Below are 17405 nucleotides of genomic sequence, written 5' to 3'. Positions count from 1 at the left end.
AGGCCGCATGCAGCAATCATTTCACTCTAAAGGTTTTGGCGGAATATCTGTACACCAGGAAAAGGGCAATCAGCATATAGACCGCCGCCGCAAGCAGCACTATCAAGGCAAAATGGGCCGGTGTGCTCTGAATTCGCATGCATGCGACACCTACTGCCAGAACGATGCTGTTAACGATACTGAAGAACGGATTCTTCACATTCAGTTCTGTGCTGTAGGGCTGAAAGATATAATACATAAACAAATGATGTACCGAGAAAAACAGGGACAAACCAAGAATCGTTCCACAAAAACTTAAAGCTTCAGCGATCCCCCAGTCTTCTCCCGAGAACAAAATGAGCAGATTGACCGCCAGACAGATTGCCGCAGCCGGGATCAGATTCAGGCCGGTGATCCGCAGCAGACGGGTGCGAAAATTGCTCAGAATGGCCGATTGCTCGCGGTAGAACCCGTAACGCAGCAGGCTAAGGTCACAATTGTAGAACATTGCCTTGCAGACCCGTTCCCCGATGGAAGTAAAGTTCATGAGGATCACAAATAAGGGCAGACCGTCAATCAAATACTCGACAAGCTTCGAAAATTTCTCTGGTGCGGTGAGCAGCATCAGCAGACCTGCGGCAAACAGCACGCCAATAATAACGAGACGCCGTTCAATAGGCTGAATCAGGAAACGTTTGTGCCGGGAGAAAAAGATCGCGTTCAGGTAGGCATAGCCGCTTTTCCCCGAAAATTGATCTGCCCGCAGCTGTTCCGCCGAGAAATCCTCCTCCTTGGTCTGGACCTCCTTCACCCGCGCCTCCTTCATCATACGTCCCATATCGAGCAGCGGATCATCAATTTTGGTTACCGCATCCACCGCATTCCGGTAGCCCGGATACCTGGCGATATACACTGCCGCTATAACTCCCAGGGCCGCAATAGCAAGACTCAAGGGCAGACTGAACAATATCGCATCCATATTCAGCCAAGAATTTCCCAGGTACAGAGGCGCAAAAGCGAGCAGATACCCGGCTCCAATGACGGACCAGACCCAGCCCGTTTTTTTGACCAGCACGATTTCTTGTTTGTCGAACAGCAGCAAATGCAGCGCTTCACAGACTGTGCGCCAAAGCGTCAGCAGCAGGGACAGCAGCATGCCTTGCCAGAGCGGTGCTTCGAATAAACCGGCAAATAACATCATTGCAGGCGTAAAGTAGATAAAAAAAGTCACGCCCCTGAGCGACAGGGTAGCATGCATATACTTATCCGCAGGCAGTCTCATCAGCTTCACGCAGATATATTTATCCCGCTTCGGCTCCAGAATGGAGGCATTGGAGACCGCTCCTACAATAAAGCTCAGCAGCACCAGCACATACAGGTAGAGATCATATTGCTCTGAAACCGGCAGCTCCTTGGTCGTCAGCAGGATAGGCGTGTAAACTATGATTCCCAAGTAGGCAAACTTAGACAGGAAACCCCATATGATTCTCAGGATAACAGCAAGCACAGTGAATGTTTTTTTGAGTGTTGCCCGGGAATAGACACTGTCATTGATCAATTTTCCGAGCACAGGTATTCTTCCAAAGTAGTACAGCAGCCGGTTCGCACCTGACGCCCCCCGGATCTCCATAATGGTCTTCAGTGTGCTAATCATGGCCGTTGCCATCCTTCAGCAATGCAATAATCCGCTCCTCGAATTCCGGACTGTGGAGTGTATCTGCGGGGATCTCCTGAAGCACGCCGTTGTTCAGAATTACAAGCTCATCGCAAAGATCGGCGGCAAGCTGCAGGATATGGGTGGAAAAAATAATAATATGATCCTCTTTCATCTCGCGCAGCAGCTTCTTGATTTCCAGCGCCACCACTACGTCAAAGGAGGTCAGCGGCTCATCCAGCAGGATCAGGGGCGGACGGGTGATGATGAAGAGCAGCATTTGGATTTTGTTCTTCATACCGTGGGAATAACCCTTGATCAGCCGGTGGCGGTCCTCCTGCTCAAAACGGATGATGTCAAAATAATCGTCAATGGTCCTGCCAGGGTCGATTTTGTCCCGGTTGATATCCATAAAAAACTTAACAAACTCATATCCGGTCAGAAATTCCGGCAAAATCGGCAATGAAAAAACATATCCGATCTCCTCCTCGCGCAGCGGCAGGCTCACGTCCCCTCTACGCAGAAAAGCCCCGCCGCTGTCCATCCCGATTTCTCCGCTCAGGCAGTTGAAGAGCGATGTTTTCCCGGCGCCATTGCGTCCCAGCAGACCGTAGATTTTGCCCTTTTCAAAAGTAAAATCAATGCCGTTAAGAACCTGCTTATCGCTGTAGCTTTTCCTGATATTATCCAATATCAGCTCCATCATGGTCCCCCCTAGTTCAGTTCATCCAGCTTTTCCCTCGAATTCCTTCGAGCCCTATTACTTTTAACGCAAAGATTGTATCTTGGTTTCACAAAGTTTGGGTTTTCTGTAAACGGGACTCTGCCAGCATGCAAAAAGCCGCCCAACCGGAGCGGCCTGATTATCCTGAAATATATTTAGGAGGCTTTTTATCAACAGGTCGGCACGATTCCCGGAAATCCGCGGCTCCACGCCCACTGAGCCTGCCTGCGGCCAGCGGCTGACACCAAAAACCAGCACATCTCCAGGTTACGGGAACGTGCTGGTTTTTATCTTTTTCACTTAAGCAATCTATTCCTTAAGCTCCTGAGTCACCGCAGAAGACTGCGGCACAGCTTGAACCGGATTGCCCCCCGGTGTTCCCGCAGAGCCCTTCGTCAGCCCCTTGATCAGCGTCTCCACATCAATCCCTGAGACACTCTTCAGCATTTCGGGAGCGGTGGACATGAGCTGGGTCACATAGTTGCTGACCCGGGCTGCGCCTTCACCGTTGCCGGTATCGACAACCGTAAGCTTGTCGATGGATGCCAGCGGCTCGGCGATGCGTCCGGCGAGCTCAGGCAGCATCTTGACGATGATGTCGAGCACAGCGGCCTCGCCGAATTTCTGGAAGGCCTGCGCCAGCTTCTCTTTGGCCTCTGCTTCCGCAAGACCGCGCAGCCGGATAACCTCCGATTCCGCCTTACCTTTGGCCAGCTCGGCATCCGCCACCGCCTGGCCTTCCAGCCGCTTCTGCTCCGCAGTGGCTCTCGCCTGGGTCTCGATGCTGTACTGCAGGGCGTCGGCTTCACGCATTCTCTTGGCCTTGTCAGCCTCTGCCGCCTGCTCTACCGCATAGCGGTCGGCTTCCGCCTTCTTTTTCACCTCGGCATCATACTGCTTCTCGCGCACCTGTATCTCTTTGGCCTGCAGGTCGATTTCGCGTTCCTTGCGGACCAGCTCGACTTTCATCTGCTCTTCAACCACCGTCTGCTTGGCGCGGGCCTCCTGAATGTGGTATGCCTGGTCGGCTTCCGCCTTCGCCATATCCTGATCGCGTTTGAAGGCCGCGACCTGAAGCTGATTATCCTTGGACGCCTCGGCAATATTCGTATCGCGCACAAGCTCTGCCTTCTGCCCTTCCTCTTCGGCAATAGCCTTTTTGATCCGGGCATCTCTCAGCGCTTCCGCTTCAGCGATTTCCGCATCCCGCTTCACTGTGGCAATCCGCGGTTTCCCGAGCGCTTCCAGGTACCCGTGCTTATCGCGCACATCCTTGATCGTGAACGAGACGATCTGCAGACCCATTTTCTTCAGATCACGTGCCGCTACCCCCTGGACCTCCTGGGCAAAACGGTCCCGGTTGCGGTAGACCTCCTCCACCGTCATTGAGCCGAGAATCGCCCGCAGATGCCCTTCCAGTACCTCCTGCGCCTCGCTCTTCAACGCATCAATCGGCTTGCCCATGAACTGCTCGGCTGCTGTAGCCACATCCTCAGTGGAGCTGCCCACCTTGATAATTGCTACGCCGTCGGCAATAACCGGTACCCCCTGCTCGGTATAGACCTCCGGGGTCGTCACATCCAGCTTATGGGAGAGCAATGACATGAATTCAGCCTTCTGGAAGATCGGCAGAATAAAGGCCCCGCCCCCGCGGACAATCTTGATTTTGCGGCCGGAGCCGTCATCCGAAATATGATTGTTACCCAGGAATGACCCTGTAACGATCATCCCTTCATCGGGCCCAACTGTCTTATATCTTGCCCAGAACGCTATTCCGAGTACCAAGAGCACCGCAACCACCACTGCAGGAATAAACAAATATTCTGGCAACCCGTACATCACGCATCCACTCCTCTTCGCTGTTCGAATTCAGATACAAGAGCAACACCTTCTTCTACCTCTACAACCACAACCTTACACCCGGCAGGCAGGGGATGATGGTCAAAGCTCGCCGCTGTATGCAGACTGTTGCCCGCACCGAATTTCACCATAATCTCGCCGTAGCCCTCTGCCGGAACGGGAACCGTAACCTCCCCTATCTTGCCGGGCAGTTCACTCATGGAGAATCCGCTGGACATCTCACTTCTGTTCATCGGCTTCACCACTCCCAGATACATAACGACCGCCATAAACGCCGCAGTCAGCAGGGACAGGGCCAGAATCGGGCCTTTCTCCAGACTGCTGTAGCGGGTCAGCAGAAGACCTGCTCCGCCGAATACGGTGATGCCTCCGGCCAGCACGGCGGGACTAATCCAATGAAAGGTAACCACATCAAACACCCCGTGCAGGGCACTGCCGATCAGATCTCCCACCAGCACGCTGACTACGGCAAAAATGACACCTAACGCCAAACAGCCCAAATACAGCGTTTGCATATTGTTCTCCTCCCGTCTTTACTTCCGGACTGTCATAATAGTGTAAACGTATAAACCATGTCCTTGGTTTCACAAAGTTGGGTTTTTATCTCAATAATGTGGAAAAAGCCGCCCCAACTGGGAGCGGCTCATTACTCATACGTATTATTAAGTACTCAGCGGAATAGCTGCGCCCTGTCTTACAGTGCCATTTTGTAAATCTCCACAACATCTTCCCGGTCCAGCTTGCGGAAATTGCCGAACGGTCCAAAACGTACAGCTTTGTCGGCCATGCTGCCGATTTCACTATCGTCGATATCATAATCGCCCAGCGTCTTCGGCGCACCGATGGAATCCCAGAAGCTGCGCAGCGCTTCGATACCTTCAAGACCGACCTCTTCGTCGGTTCTGCCGGCCGGATCAATGCCGAACACATTCACAGCCAATTGACGGAAGCGGGCAGGGTTCGTGCTGAGGTTGTATTTCATCCACTGCGGGAAGAGAATCGCCAGTCCGCCGCCATGCGGAATATCGTATACCGCTGAAACGGAATGCTCGATATTGTGGGTAGCCCAGTCGCCGGCAAAGCCCATGCTGACCATTCCGTTCAAAGCCATCGTGCCGCAGTACATGATCGTCTCACGCAGCTCGTAATTGTCCAGATCCTCGATCAGCTTCGGTGCAGTCGCAATGACTGTGCGCAGCAGTGTCTCACAGAATCCATCCTGTACAAGTGTATTTCCATCGGTATGGAAATAATGCTCCAGTACGTGGGACATGATGTCTACCATGCCATAGACGGTCTGGTCGCGCGGCAGCGAGAAAGTATTTACAGGATCAAGAATGGAGAAGGCAGGGAATGCGTGAATACTGCCCCAGCCCATTTTTTCCTTGGTGACTTCATTCGTAATTACAGAGCCGTTGTTCATTTCCGAGCCTGTAGCAGCCATAGTGAGCACCGTACCTAGCGGCAGCGCCCCTTGCGGAGCCGCCTTGCGCTCTACGAAATCCCACATGTCTCCATCATATTTTGCACCAACCGCAACTGCCTTGGCACAATCCAGCACACTTCCTCCGCCAACAGCGAGAATCAGGTCGATATGCTTCTCGCGGCACAGCGCCACACCTTTATGTACAGTGGACAGACGCGGGTTCGGTTCTACGCCGGATAGTTCTGTAACAACGGCACCGGCAGCGTTCAGCTCGGCGATTACATTATCGTACAGGCCGCTGCGTTTGATGCTGCCGCCCCCGTACATCAGCAGTACGTTGTTACCGTATTTCGGCACTTCGGTCTGGAGTGCGCTTAAGGTTCCTTGCCCAAAAATCAACTTGGTAGGATTATAAAATTCAAACTTGCGCATATAGTTGAACCTCCATTAGTTCAAGAGTGTGGTGCAATATTATATTATAAACCTCTGATATCCCTCATTCAAATCGAACCCGGATAAAACGTCTCACGCAAAAGAATGCCCCCAGACCGGAAAAGCGGCTGAGGGCATTTCTATGCTTGCAGCTTATTGGAAGCCAAGGCTGTGCGCAAAGCGTCGGAAAGCCGCCTGGCCTTCCGGTGTCCGTTTGTAAACGCCGGCATGCTCCAAAATATGGGTGAACTTGATGCCGACCTCGTTCTGCACCGTCTTGACCGCTTCCTCACGGTTCATTGCGGTGCCAAAACGCGCCGCCAGCTCCTGAATCCAGGAAGCATGCTGAGACAGGGCATGGTCCTCCTGAGCCTGTACAGCTTCCAGCAGTGCTGTATCACCGGCCAGAATACCTGAAATGGCATCCAGCTCTTCCTTCAGGCGTCCCGGAAGAATCGCCAGTCCCATAACTTCAATCAGGCCGATATTCTCCTTCTTGATATGATGCATCTCCCGGTGCGGGTGGAAAATCCCTTCGGGATATTCCTCGCTGGTCCGGTTGTTGCGCAGCACCAGATCCATTTCGAAGCCGCCGTCTTCGGCCCGGCGGACGATCGGAGTAACCGTATTATGAGGCGTTTTCTCTCCATCCACATCGCTAAACGCATATACTTCGGCTTCTGGATCGCTGTAGGCTTTCCAGGCTTCGTAGATCGAGTTGCCGCATTCCAGCAGCACCGCCGGATCTCCGCCATGCAGGCGGAGTACCGACATCGGCCATTTCACGATGCTGAGGCTGACGCCCGGGTAGGAATCGTGAGTGAAGGTAGCCTCCTTCGGCGCTTTCTGGATCGGGAACGTATGGCGTCCGCCCTGGAAATGATCATGGGTCAGAATCGAGCCGCCGACAATCGGCAGATCGGCATTGGAGCCGATGAAGTAATGCGGGAAGGCTTCCACGAAGGCTAGCAGGCGCTTCAGCGTATCCTTGGTCAGCTTCATCGGCACATGATCATGATGGAACACGATGCAGTGCTCGTTATAGTACACGTAAGGCGAGTACTGGAAGAACCACTTCTCGTTATTCAGCTCCAGCGGAATAATGCGCAGGTTCTGGCGCGGCGGGTGATTCAGTCTTCCGGCATACCCGACATTCTCGCGGCAGAGCAGGCATTTCGGATACACCGGCGGCGGAAGCAGCCGGGCCATTGCAATTTCCTTCGGATTTTTCTCCGGCTTGGACAGATTGATCGTCATCTCAATATCCCCGTATGGAGATTCCTGCAGCCAGAAAACATTCTTGGAAATACGGTCCATACGGATGTAATTAGAATCTATGCTCAGCTTGTAAAAGCGGTCTGTTGCTGCCTGAATGCCCTTTTCAGCCTTAAGGCTGTAGAATTCGGCATTCACCTCGGAAGGACGGGCCATCAACAGGCCCATGATTTTGGCGTCCAGCAGATCGCGGTACGTATCCGTATTCTCCGGGATCAGTCCGATTTCGAATCCGTAGTCGATCAGAACATCCAGCGGCGCCTGCGGACTCGTAAGCGGTGCTTCTGCAAATTGCTCTGCATACGGCTCACTGAATCCGAACTGGTCCAGCAGCTCATTGCGGCTGTAGTCGATATCCGCCGGCTGTATCAGCCCCTGATGCTGTGCAAACAGCACCAGCTGTTCAATGGCATGCAGCGCCTTCTGCGCGGCGGGAGCGGCACTCTTGTCGTTATTCATTTCAATTCTCCTTCATGTGCTGTAGCGTAATCCTCATGTAGCGTATCCGGCAGCCCGGGTGCTGCTTACTCCCCGTAGCCTTGCGGGTTAGCCGAATGCCAGTTCCAGGCGCTCTGGATGATGCCTTCCACATCGGCATGCTGCGGATTCCAGCCGAGCACCGAGCGGGCTTTGGCCGAGGAAGCCACCAGCACAGCCGGATCTCCGGCGCGGCGCTCCTGAATGACCACCGGAATCTCAAGGCCGGTCACCTTCTTGGCGGTTTCAATGACCTGCTTGACAGAGAAGCCCAGTCCGTTGCCGAGGTTGAACACGTTGCTGGCATTGCCGTCCCGCAGGTAGTTTACCGCCCGCACGTGGGCATCAGCCAGATCGCTTACATGGATATAGTCGCGCACGCAGGTTCCGTCTTCTGTCGGGTAATCGTCACCGAACACTGCAATGCTCTCGCGCTGCTTCAGCGCGGTCTGGAGCACTAGCGGAATCAGATGGCTCTCCGGACGGTGGTCCTCGCCGATCTTGCCGCTTCTGTGCGCACCTGCGGCATTGAAGTAGCGCAGCGCCACATATTTGATGCCCAGCACCTTGTCGAACCAGGCCATCATGCGTTCCATCGTCAGCTTGGTTTCACCGTACACATTCGCCGGCTCCGTGCGGTCGGTTTCCTCAATCGGCACCTTTTCCGGTTCGCCGTAGGTTGCGGCTGTGGAGGAGAAGACGATTTTGTCCACACCGGCCTGCTGCATCGCTTCCAGAAGACACTGTGTACCATATACGTTATTATCGTAGTACTTAACCGGGTCCTTCATGCTCTCGCCAACCAGGGAGCTTGCGGCAAAGTGGATAACTGCGTCGATCTTATTTTCCGAAAAAAGCTTAGCCAGCGTTACCTTGTCACGCAGATCACCTTCATACAGCTTGCCGCCCAGCAGCGCCTCGCGGTGCCCTGTCAGCAGATTGTCGATGACTACAACCTCTTCTCCCCGCTCCAGCAGCTCCGCCACTGTGTGGGAACCGATATACCCTGCTCCACCCGTTACCAGAATCGCCATCTTACTTCACTCCTTTCAGTTCTTCAACGCCATTGCCGATTCCGCATACATAGAACTCGCCGACCAGACCGGTCTTGGCTGTGTAGGCCTCGCCTACTTCACGGATAAACCGCTCAACATCATCCTCATGCACCAGCGATACCGTGCAGCCGCCGAAGCCCGCGCCGGTCATGCGTGAGCCGAGTGTGCCAGGAATTTTCTGTGCTTCTTCCACCATCACGTCCAGCTCCAGGCAGCTCACTTCATAGAGGTCACGCAGCGACACATGGGAATCATTCATATATTGACCGAATTGCTTCAGGTCGTTCTTCTTGAGCACTTCAACAGAGTCGAGTACGCGCTGGTTCTCTTCCACTACGTGGCGGGCACGGCGTCTTACGGTCTCGTCAGTGATTTTGTCCTTATGCGCTTCGAACTGCTCCGGCTTCAGCTCCGCCAGGTAAGACAAGCTAGGAACCTCCTGCTTCAAAATAGCCAGGGCCTCCTCGCATTGGCTGCGGCGCTCGTTGTACTTGGAGTCCACCAGACCTCTCTTCTTGTTCGTGTTGCCGATCACCAGCTTGTAGGAGCCGGTCACAAAAGGAATCAGGCTGTACTCCAGTGTGTCGCACATCAGCAGAATCGCTTGGTCTTTCTTGCCGTTGGCTACCGCGAACTGGTCCATAATCCCGGAGTTCACGCCGACATACTGGTTCTCTGCACGCTGGGACAGCAAGGCGATTTCCACCGTATCCGTATCTCCGCCAAGCAGCGTCAGGAAGGCGTACCCGGTTACGACCTCGATGGAAGCCGAAGAGGACAGGCCCGAGCCGTTCGGAATCTCGCCGTGGAACAGGAGGTCATAGCCTGCGGATACCGGAATATCCTTCTTCGCCAGCTCCACCATTACGCCGACCGGATAGTCTACCCATTCCCCGGTTTTGGCTTTGCCGATTTCACTGTAGTCAATAGAAGCTTCATATGGGAAATTCGTTGATGCAAACTGAACCTTGCCGTCGCTGCGCGGACGCACGACCAGTGTGGTTCCGAAGTCCAGCGCTGCCGGGAACACATACCCGCCGTTGTAGTCCAAATGCTCTCCGATGAGATTTACCCGCCCTGGAGCATAGAATACCCGCGCCTCCTCTGTGCTTTCTCCGTATTTCTCGATAAATTTGACCTTCAGATCCTGAATGCTCATTATTGCACTCCATCCTTTCGCTGCTTTTCGCTTCAACTTTGGAAAATCGTATTGCTGTGTTTATGCTTACATTATAATAAAATCAGACTTGCCCTGATAATGCAATCATGTGTGTAATGTATGGATAAATGTGACTTTTCAAAAGGTAAGCGATATAATCAGGGAGAACTGCATCCGCTGCATTTATCCGCCCTTAGAGCAGTGGCAGCGCTAACGAAAGAAAGGCGGTTCCAGCGTGGAACATACTTATTCTGTAGGATCAAATCCCGTGGTTTACGATGGTCAGCATCTGCATGTGCTTTTTGCCGGCGAGAGCCAGACCCGGCCGCTGCATCAGGCCGGTCCCAAAATCTACGACTACTACCTGCTGCACTTCATCGAGTCCGGCTCTGGAACCTTCCGGACCGAGCAGCACAAGTACGAGCTTGGCCCGGGAGACTGCTTCCTCATCCATCCGGGCCAGCTCGTCAGCTACGTCTCGGACCAGCAGCAGCCCTGGCGTTACCGCTGGGCGGCCTTTACCGGCACGGACGCGGATGCGCTCGTGCTGCAGGCCGGCTTCACTCCGCAGAAGCCGGTTCTGTCCACCGCCGAAGGCAGTGTCTTTCCCGGCGCGCTGGCCGGGATGATGAGTGCCTTCTATGCGGGCAAAGAGAGCGCCCATCTAACCTCGCTGGGCTATCTCTATCTGCTCGTCGGCGAAGCGGCGGAGCTGCTCCTCGCCTCCTCAAGGCTGCCCGGTGCGGAATCGCAGGTCAAGCGCACCGTGAAGCAAATGATCCACTACATGGCTGCACAGTACGCCCATCCTGTCTCCATTGAACAAATGTGCGCCAGCCTCGGCTACAACCGTGCATATCTGTCGCGGATCTTCAAGCAGGAGACCGGCCTGTCGCCCGTCACCTACCTGCTGAAGCTGCGCATCGAGAAATCACGGCAGCTTCTCCGTGAACGCCCGGAGCTGTCCGTCGAGCAGGTTGCCGCCTCTGTCGGACTGACAGATGCCCTTTACTTCTCGCGCCAGTTCAAACGCTTCTGCGCCCAGTCGCCCACCTCCTACCGCATTGCGACAGCGAGGCACGGAGAGAAATAGCTGAGGGGGGCCAGGTGTGGAGCCTGAGCAGGCAAGGAATTTGGCCCAAGTGAGGAGCATAGGCTCCAGGAGAGGGAGCTTGATGCAGACGTTGAGCTTAGCCTACGAGGGAGCTTCAGCCAGGCGGAGAGCTCGGTACAGGCGAAGAGCTTAGGCGCTGACCCTTGCCGGACTTCGGACTTGGCAGCAGGGTAGGTAGACCGACAACCGATGGTCGCCCCGCCAGCCCAGGATCATCAACGTGTGCGGAGAGTAGTGCGGGGCTTCTGTCCATTACAGCTTGCCTCCGCTCCACTCATGATATCCGTCTTCGGATAAATGCAAAGTGGAATTTATCCAACTAATCCGGGCAAGTCCTTCGCGTAGAGATGGGTTAGTGGGATTTTGTCCACCTATTTTGAGGCAAACGGGGATGATTGCTTGAAATGGAGCAGATTAGTTGGACTTTTTCCCACTACGGGTGTTCTAAGGGGCAAATGTCGCGGATTAATTGGACTTTTTCCCACATAGCTCGCAAATTATTGGATACCTCGGCTATCGGCGGCATTTCGTGCCAGGAAACTCCGCTTGACGCATCTCCCACTTCGAACAGAAATATGGGTATAAAAAACGACCTCGTCCTCCACTAACTATGGATTATGAGGTCATTTTTGAATTATTCTCCCCTAGTTCGAACACTTTCGCAGCAGCCCCAAGATAGAAGATGTTTCATAGCTGCTCCTGAATTTTGCCCATCACTGCACCGATACGTTCGGTAAGAATCAGATCCGCCTGATGATCATACGGGGTCGGCTCACCGTTCAGCAGCACCGTGTGCCGGCCGCGGAAGTAGGTAATCAGGCTGGCCGCCGGTTGAACCGTGAGCGAAGTGCCGCCAATAATGAGCAGATCTGCGGCGGCAATCGCCGCTACCGATGCTACCAGCACATCATGGTCCAGCTCCTCTTCGTAGAGCACCACATCGGGCTTAATGATCCCGCCGCACTCAGGGCAGCGCGGAACACTGTCTGTGGAGGCAAGCACTTGCTCCAGGCCGTAATAACGCGAGCAATCCATACAATGGTTGCGGTGAATGGAGCCGTGCAGCTCAAGTACTTGCTTGCTGCCGGCAAGCTGATGCAGGCCGTCGATATTTTGCGTGATGACCGCCTTAAGCTTGCCCTGGCGCTCCAGTTCTGCCAATAGCAGATGGGCCCCGTTAGGCTTCGCTTCCGGGTGAATCATTTTGCTGCGGTAAAAATCAAAAAAAATGTCCGGGTAGGACATAAAAAAGCTGCGGCTCAGCATCACCTCAGGCGGATACGGGGAATTATGCTGAGTCTGATACAGGCCTGCCGCAGAGCGAAAATCCGGAATCCCGCTTTCCGTAGACGTTCCGGCGCCTCCAAAAAAAACAATATTACCGCTATCCTTAATCCAGGAAACCAGTGTCTGCAATTGCTCCATAATCTCATGCGCATCCTTTCCATATAGAATTCATTAAGTAAGGCGAAGCTGATGATAGCCGGAAATAATAGTATCCGCATCCAGTAAATGACCGGTCCTTCCGTTTGCGGAGATTCCGATGGAGAGGCGCAGACCTGCGTTTTTGCCAAGCTGCATGTCGGCATTGCTGTCGCCAATGATCACCGTCTCTTCCAGTCTCAGACCCAGCTCCCGGCAAGCGATATCGGCCATCTCAGGCGCGGGCTTGCCGTGTGTCACCCTGTCCCTCGTAACGACCGTATGAAAATATTCGGCGACACCGAGCCATTCCAGTTGCTCGCCTGTAGTTTTGGCCCCATCGGAGGTAACGACGCCCAGCTTCATGGAAGCTGCCGCACACTGCTGCAGAAAAGGCAGCAAATCCGGCAAAGGCACTGCGGTCCGGCGGCGGCGCAGCTCATTCATCGCCTCCTTGCCGATGGCGGTTACACGGGTTATCGCTTCGTTCCAGGGCACTCCGGCAGCGTAAAGCTGCCAGGTGAGAATCCCGTTCGTCTCCTCGGCAGTTGCCATAGTTAGCGGACCGGCGGCGTCATAGCCAACCACCTTGCCGGCGGCATCGTGGACCGTGCCAAGCACCTTCGCTATATTAATACGGGAACTTCCCGAATTCCCTATGATCTCTAGCTGATTCTCCAGACCCTTCAGCATGATTTCCGCCCAAGCTCCCCAGGTAGCCAGCAGATCAAGCAGCGTGCCGTCCTTGTCGAACAATATGCCCTTGCAGGGCACAGACAAATCGTTTACATGCAATACAGCCATTCTCCGGCTCCTCTCCGTAAACGGGGTGCAGGACTAACGAAGATTTCCCAGCCAGTCCAGCATGGTCCTCGCTGTGCGGATCTGCTGCTCTTCCTCGGTAATCGTCGCTTTCCCGTCCCCTTTCTGCTCGCCGTAGCTCCCGAACTGGGCATGATTGCCGCCCTTGACCGAATAATACACCGTATTGCTAGGCAGATAGGAGCGGCCTTCATTGTATTTTGCCTGGTCCACCACTTTATCTTCCGTACCTAGCACCGACAGGACGGACAACGTGGTGTCCTTCAGACTGCCCTTCTCATCCGGGTAAGAAGCCAGAAAAAAAACACCCTCCAACTGGTTAGCATGGTCCGCCGCATAACGCGAGGCCATTACGCCGCCAAGCGAATGGCCGCCCAGAACAAAGGTCAGATTGGGATGCACACGGATGATGTCATCTGCCGCATCGCTTTTGATCACCGCAAGATTCAGCGGCATTTTGGCGATGTAGAACGGATGGCCGGCTGCGGCGATTTTTTTGGCGAGCGGTGCGTATGCCTCTGCCTTTACCAATGCGCCCGGATAAAAAATGACTGCCGCGCCAAGTATGGCGGAAGGCTCAAATGAAATCCAGTTATCATTTTGTTCCACGCTAACCCCGCCCGAAGAGAGCAGTGCGTTCTCCGCTTTTTCCTCCGGAGCATAAGGGATTAAGTATCTCCAAAGTAACAGCCCAGCCGCAATTATGATGACTGCAATTCCTAAGAGAACGCGGCGTTTCGTTATTTTTTTCTTCAATAATGTTCACTCCCCGGTACTGCCTACAGAAAATTATAGAGGAATCAATGAATTCAAACAACCTTCAACACATCGCCACAATTACCAGTCGTGATAGCGCTTACTAATGTGATCTAATTCACAATTGATTTGCCGAAAATCTTGTATTTTAAAATTAAAATAATCAACTTGGCACAACTATTGGCTAACTATATTGGAGGTTAGGTCATGGCAGCAGAAAGCCCCCTTGCAGCGCGCGGAGACACATTTTTTCTGAATCTGCGCTTCATGCTTATTGTCACTGTCTTTGCCGGCAACGCCATTGAACCTCTGATTGGCCGTATGAGCGGAATGCACAGTCTGTACCTGTGGATATTCAGTTTTCATATGCCGCTGTTCGTGCTTGTAACCGGCTATTTCGCCAGATCAAGCCTCTCCGGGACCGCAGGCCGCAGAGTGCTGATGCAAATCGGACTTCAATACCTTATTTTTCAAAGCCTGTATTCGCTGCTTGACGTTTCCCTCTTCCATGTCACTAATATACATCACTCCTTCTTCGCACCTTATCTGCTGCTCTGGTTCCTGGCCAGTCATGCCTGCTGGCGTCTCCTGATGCTCGGCATGAGCAGATGGAGCAAATCCGCACAAATCATCTTCGCTGTCTCGGCTGGCGTTGCAGTAGGCTACTTGCAGCTTGACGGGATCTGGTTCAGTATCAGCCGTACCTTTATCTATTTGCCATTTTTTGTGATTGGCTATCATTTTTCCTTCGATGCCTTTATCCGGTTCTACAAGAAATATGTCAAAATCGCTGCCTCCGCCCTTTCGGTTCTGCTGCTGGTCCTTCTCGGCGTACTGGGTTCGGACCTTCCGCTGGGCTGGTTCTACGGCAGCATGACCTATATGCAGCTTGGAGCCACTGAATGGTACGCCGGTGTGTACCGTCTGGCGATGTACGGCCTGCAGCTTGCCGCTTCGCTCGCTTTTCTGGGGTGGGTGCCTTACCGGCTGAGCCGGATGACTGATTACGGGCGCCGCACGTTATATGTCTTCCTGCTGCATGGCTTTGTTGTCCGGCTGGCTGCCGCTTCGGGAATATACGCTTATCTCGGCAATGCCGCCGGGGCTGCGCTTGTGCTGCTGTTCGCGGTTTCCTTCACAGTGCTGCTGGCCCACCCCGCAGTCAAGAAGCTGCTTCATCCGCTGGTCGAGCCGTCCGTGGACTGGATGATCACCCTGCAGCGCGCCGCTCTGCGCCGTTCCCTGTAATATCATTCCAAATGCTGCCTGTCCGCGTAGGGATAGGCAGCATTTGCCTTTTCACAAGGAAAGCGGTTAACGACAAACTTCACATTGTCCGGTAGAAAAAAGAGGCCTTTTATGATAGACTCTCTTATAACGTTCGTATTATATCCGCTTAAATTTTATAGAAACGGCTTCGCCCTCCTTCTGTTTTTGCAAGAAGCTGGACCCCGTTCATTCTATAAACCGCAGCTGCGCAGCTTTTGGGATTGCAATGCGTTAATGCGACACTATATCGGTTCACACATCATTTAGGAGGGGAATGTCATCATGGCAGTCAAGAAAATGCGCTCAGACATGATCAAAAAAGGCTTTGACCGCGCTCCGCACCGCAGTCTTCTGCGTGCAGCCGGCGTAAAAGAGGAGGATTTCGGCAAGCCGTTCATCGCGGTCTGCAACTCCTATATCGACATTGTGCCAGGCCACGTGCATCTGCAGGAATTCGGTAAAATCGTCAAGGAAGCGATCCGCGAAGCCGGCGGCGTTCCTTTTGAATTTAACACCATCGGTGTCGATGATGGAATTGCTATGGGTCATATCGGGATGCGTTATTCCCTGCCCAGCCGCGAGATCATTGCCGATTCCCTGGAAACTGTCGTTTCCGCGCACTGGTTCGACGGCATGGTCTGCATTCCCAACTGTGATAAAATCACCCCGGGCATGATGATGGGCGCTCTGCGCGTCAACATCCCGACGATCTTTGTCAGCGGCGGCCCAATGAAGGCCGGCGTGGACAGCAAAGGCAAAAAGCTCTCCCTCACTTCCGTATTCGAAGGCGTCGGCGCTCACCAGGTCGGCAAAATCAACGATGATGAGCTGCTTGAGCTTGAACAATACGGCTGTCCAACCTGCGGCTCCTGTTCCGGTATGTTCACAGCGAACTCAATGAACTGTCTGGCGGAAGCGCTGGGCCTCGCTCTGCCGGGCAACGGCACCATTCTCGCGGTAGCCGAAGAACGCAGAGAGTTCGTCCGCAAATCGGCAACCCAGCTCATGGAGCTGATCAAGCTGGACCTGAAGCCGCGTGATATCGTAACCAAGGAATCGCTCGACAATGCCTTCGCGCTTGATATGGCAATGGGCGGCTCTACCAATACTGTGCTTCACACACTGGCACTCGCTCAGGAAGCGGAGATAGACTATCCGCTGGAGCGCATCAACGAAGTAGCGAACCGTGTACCTTACCTGGCTAAGCTGGCTCCGGCTTCCGATATCTTTATCGAAGACGTTGACCGGGCAGGCGGCGTAAGCGCCGTGCTGAACGAGCTGCTTAAGAAACCGGGAGCAATCTTCGGTGATTGCATGACCGTTACCGGCAAAACGCTGGCCGAGAATGTAACCGGCCATGAGATTCTGGATACGAGCGTCATTCATCCGCTAGACAAACCATATTCTGAAGTTGGCGGCTTGTCCGTCCTGTACGGCAATCTGGCTCCTGAAGGCTCCATCATCAAAGTCGGCGCGGTAGATGCCTCCGTTGGCGGCTATCATAAAGGCCCGGCGATCTGCTTCGATTCCCAGGAAGAAGCACTCTCAGGCATCGCTAACGGCAAAGTCAAAGAAGGCCATGTGGTCGTGATCCGCTATGAAGGTCCGAAGGGCGGACCGGGCATGCCGGAAATGCTGGCCCCAACCTCGCAGATCGTTGGGATGGGTCTTGGCGCCAAGGTCGGCCTGATCACCGATGGCCGCTTCTCCGGCGCATCGCGCGGCATCAGCATCGGCCATATCTCTCCTGAAGCAGCGGAAGGCGGTCCTATCGCTTTTGTCGAAGACGGCGATATCATCGAGCTGGATCTCAATAACCGCAAGATCGAGCTGCTGGTGGACGAGGAAGTTCTGGCAGTCCGCCGCAGCGGCTGGAAAGGCTTCGAGCCAAAGGTCAAAACCGGCTATCTGGCCCGCTACTCCAAGCTGGTTACCAATGCCAGCAAGGGCGGCGTATTAAAGATCTAGCAGGATAGACATA

General features: G+C 53.9%; 14 protein-coding genes. 3 read left to right on the top strand and 11 right to left on the bottom strand.

Annotated features, from left to right (window positions below):
- Nucleotides 1–16: 16 nt before the first annotated feature.
- The 8 genes from ACX1DY_RS14020 to ACX1DY_RS13985 all read right to left on the bottom strand — a co-directional run bounded on the left by ACX1DY_RS14020 (nucleotide 17) and on the right by ACX1DY_RS13985 (nucleotide 10041).
- Nucleotides 17–1633: a hypothetical protein gene (locus tag ACX1DY_RS14020; RefSeq protein WP_458964811.1), complete on the bottom strand. Its 1617-nt coding sequence runs from the start codon at nucleotides 1631–1633 to the stop codon at nucleotides 17–19.
- Nucleotides 1626–2336, bottom strand: coding sequence for an ABC transporter ATP-binding protein (locus ACX1DY_RS14015; RefSeq protein ID WP_458964810.1), 711 nt, complete (start codon nucleotides 2334–2336; stop codon nucleotides 1626–1628). Before ACX1DY_RS14015 ends, ACX1DY_RS14020 begins: the two co-directional genes overlap by 8 nt.
- Before the next feature lie 330 nt (nucleotides 2337–2666).
- The gene (locus ACX1DY_RS14010) at nucleotides 2667–4196 is read right to left on the bottom strand and encodes a flotillin family protein (RefSeq protein WP_458964809.1); all 1530 of its coding nucleotides are present in this window, start codon (nucleotides 4194–4196) and stop codon (nucleotides 2667–2669) included.
- Nucleotides 4196–4732 (bottom strand): protease, encoded by a 537-nt coding sequence (locus ACX1DY_RS14005; RefSeq protein WP_458964808.1) that lies wholly within the window; start codon nucleotides 4730–4732, stop codon nucleotides 4196–4198. Before ACX1DY_RS14005 ends, ACX1DY_RS14010 begins: the two co-directional genes overlap by 1 nt.
- 179 nt (nucleotides 4733–4911) lie before the next feature.
- Nucleotides 4912–6075 carry an iron-containing alcohol dehydrogenase gene (locus ACX1DY_RS14000; RefSeq protein WP_458964807.1) on the bottom strand — a complete coding sequence of 388 codons (1164 nt, stop codon included), beginning with the start codon at nucleotides 6073–6075 and terminating at the stop codon, nucleotides 4912–4914.
- 153 nt (nucleotides 6076–6228) lie between these two features.
- The gene (locus ACX1DY_RS13995) at nucleotides 6229–7809 is read right to left on the bottom strand and encodes a UDP-glucose--hexose-1-phosphate uridylyltransferase (protein WP_458964806.1); all 1581 of its coding nucleotides are present in this window, start codon (nucleotides 7807–7809) and stop codon (nucleotides 6229–6231) included.
- 65 nt (nucleotides 7810–7874) lie between these two features.
- Complete coding sequence (gene galE, locus ACX1DY_RS13990; RefSeq protein WP_458964805.1) at nucleotides 7875–8861, bottom strand: UDP-glucose 4-epimerase GalE; 987 nt, start codon at nucleotides 8859–8861, stop codon at nucleotides 7875–7877.
- Nucleotide 8862: 1 nt separating this feature from the next.
- A complete protein-coding gene (locus ACX1DY_RS13985) occupies nucleotides 8863–10041 on the bottom strand; it encodes a galactokinase (RefSeq protein ID WP_458964804.1) in 1179 nt (392 codons plus the stop codon).
- Nucleotides 10042–10276: 235 nt separating this feature from the next.
- Here ACX1DY_RS13985 and ACX1DY_RS13980 point away from each other — a divergent pair, with 235 nt between their 5' ends.
- Entirely contained in the window at nucleotides 10277–11134 is an 858-nt protein-coding gene (locus ACX1DY_RS13980) for an AraC family ligand binding domain-containing protein (RefSeq protein ID WP_458964803.1), read from the top strand.
- A gap of 708 nt (nucleotides 11135–11842) precedes the next feature.
- Here the strand turns inward: ACX1DY_RS13980 and ACX1DY_RS13975 are convergent.
- From ACX1DY_RS13975 to ACX1DY_RS13965, 3 genes are read right to left on the bottom strand one after another with little or no spacing between them, the layout of a single operon-like run.
- The gene (locus ACX1DY_RS13975; protein ID WP_458964802.1) at nucleotides 11843–12580 is read right to left on the bottom strand and encodes an NAD-dependent protein deacylase; all 738 of its coding nucleotides are present in this window, start codon (nucleotides 12578–12580) and stop codon (nucleotides 11843–11845) included.
- Nucleotides 12581–12613: 33 nt separating this feature from the next.
- Nucleotides 12614–13381 carry an HAD family hydrolase gene (locus ACX1DY_RS13970; RefSeq protein ID WP_458964801.1) on the bottom strand — a complete coding sequence of 256 codons (768 nt, stop codon included), beginning with the start codon at nucleotides 13379–13381 and terminating at the stop codon, nucleotides 12614–12616.
- 33 nt (nucleotides 13382–13414) lie between these two features.
- A complete protein-coding gene (locus tag ACX1DY_RS13965) occupies nucleotides 13415–14155 on the bottom strand; it encodes an alpha/beta hydrolase (protein ID WP_458964800.1) in 741 nt (246 codons plus the stop codon).
- Between the two features lie 207 nt (nucleotides 14156–14362).
- On the opposite strand from ACX1DY_RS13965, the gene ACX1DY_RS13960 reads away from it, so the two are divergent.
- Together ACX1DY_RS13960 and ilvD are read left to right on the top strand one after the other, a co-directional pair.
- Nucleotides 14363–15403 carry an acyltransferase family protein gene (locus ACX1DY_RS13960; protein ID WP_458964799.1) on the top strand — a complete coding sequence of 347 codons (1041 nt, stop codon included), beginning with the start codon at nucleotides 14363–14365 and terminating at the stop codon, nucleotides 15401–15403.
- A 303-nt stretch (nucleotides 15404–15706) separates the two neighbouring features.
- On the top strand, nucleotides 15707–17392 hold the full coding sequence (ilvD, locus tag ACX1DY_RS13955; protein WP_458964798.1) for a dihydroxy-acid dehydratase: 1686 nt from the start codon (nucleotides 15707–15709) through the stop codon (nucleotides 17390–17392).
- Nucleotides 17393–17405 lie beyond the last annotated feature (13 nt).

The sequence above is a fragment of the Paenibacillus sp. BAC0078 genome (genome assembly GCF_054483875.1).
The sequence above is the reverse complement of the archived record's forward strand: the minus strand, read 5'-3'. Positions and strand labels throughout refer to the sequence as shown.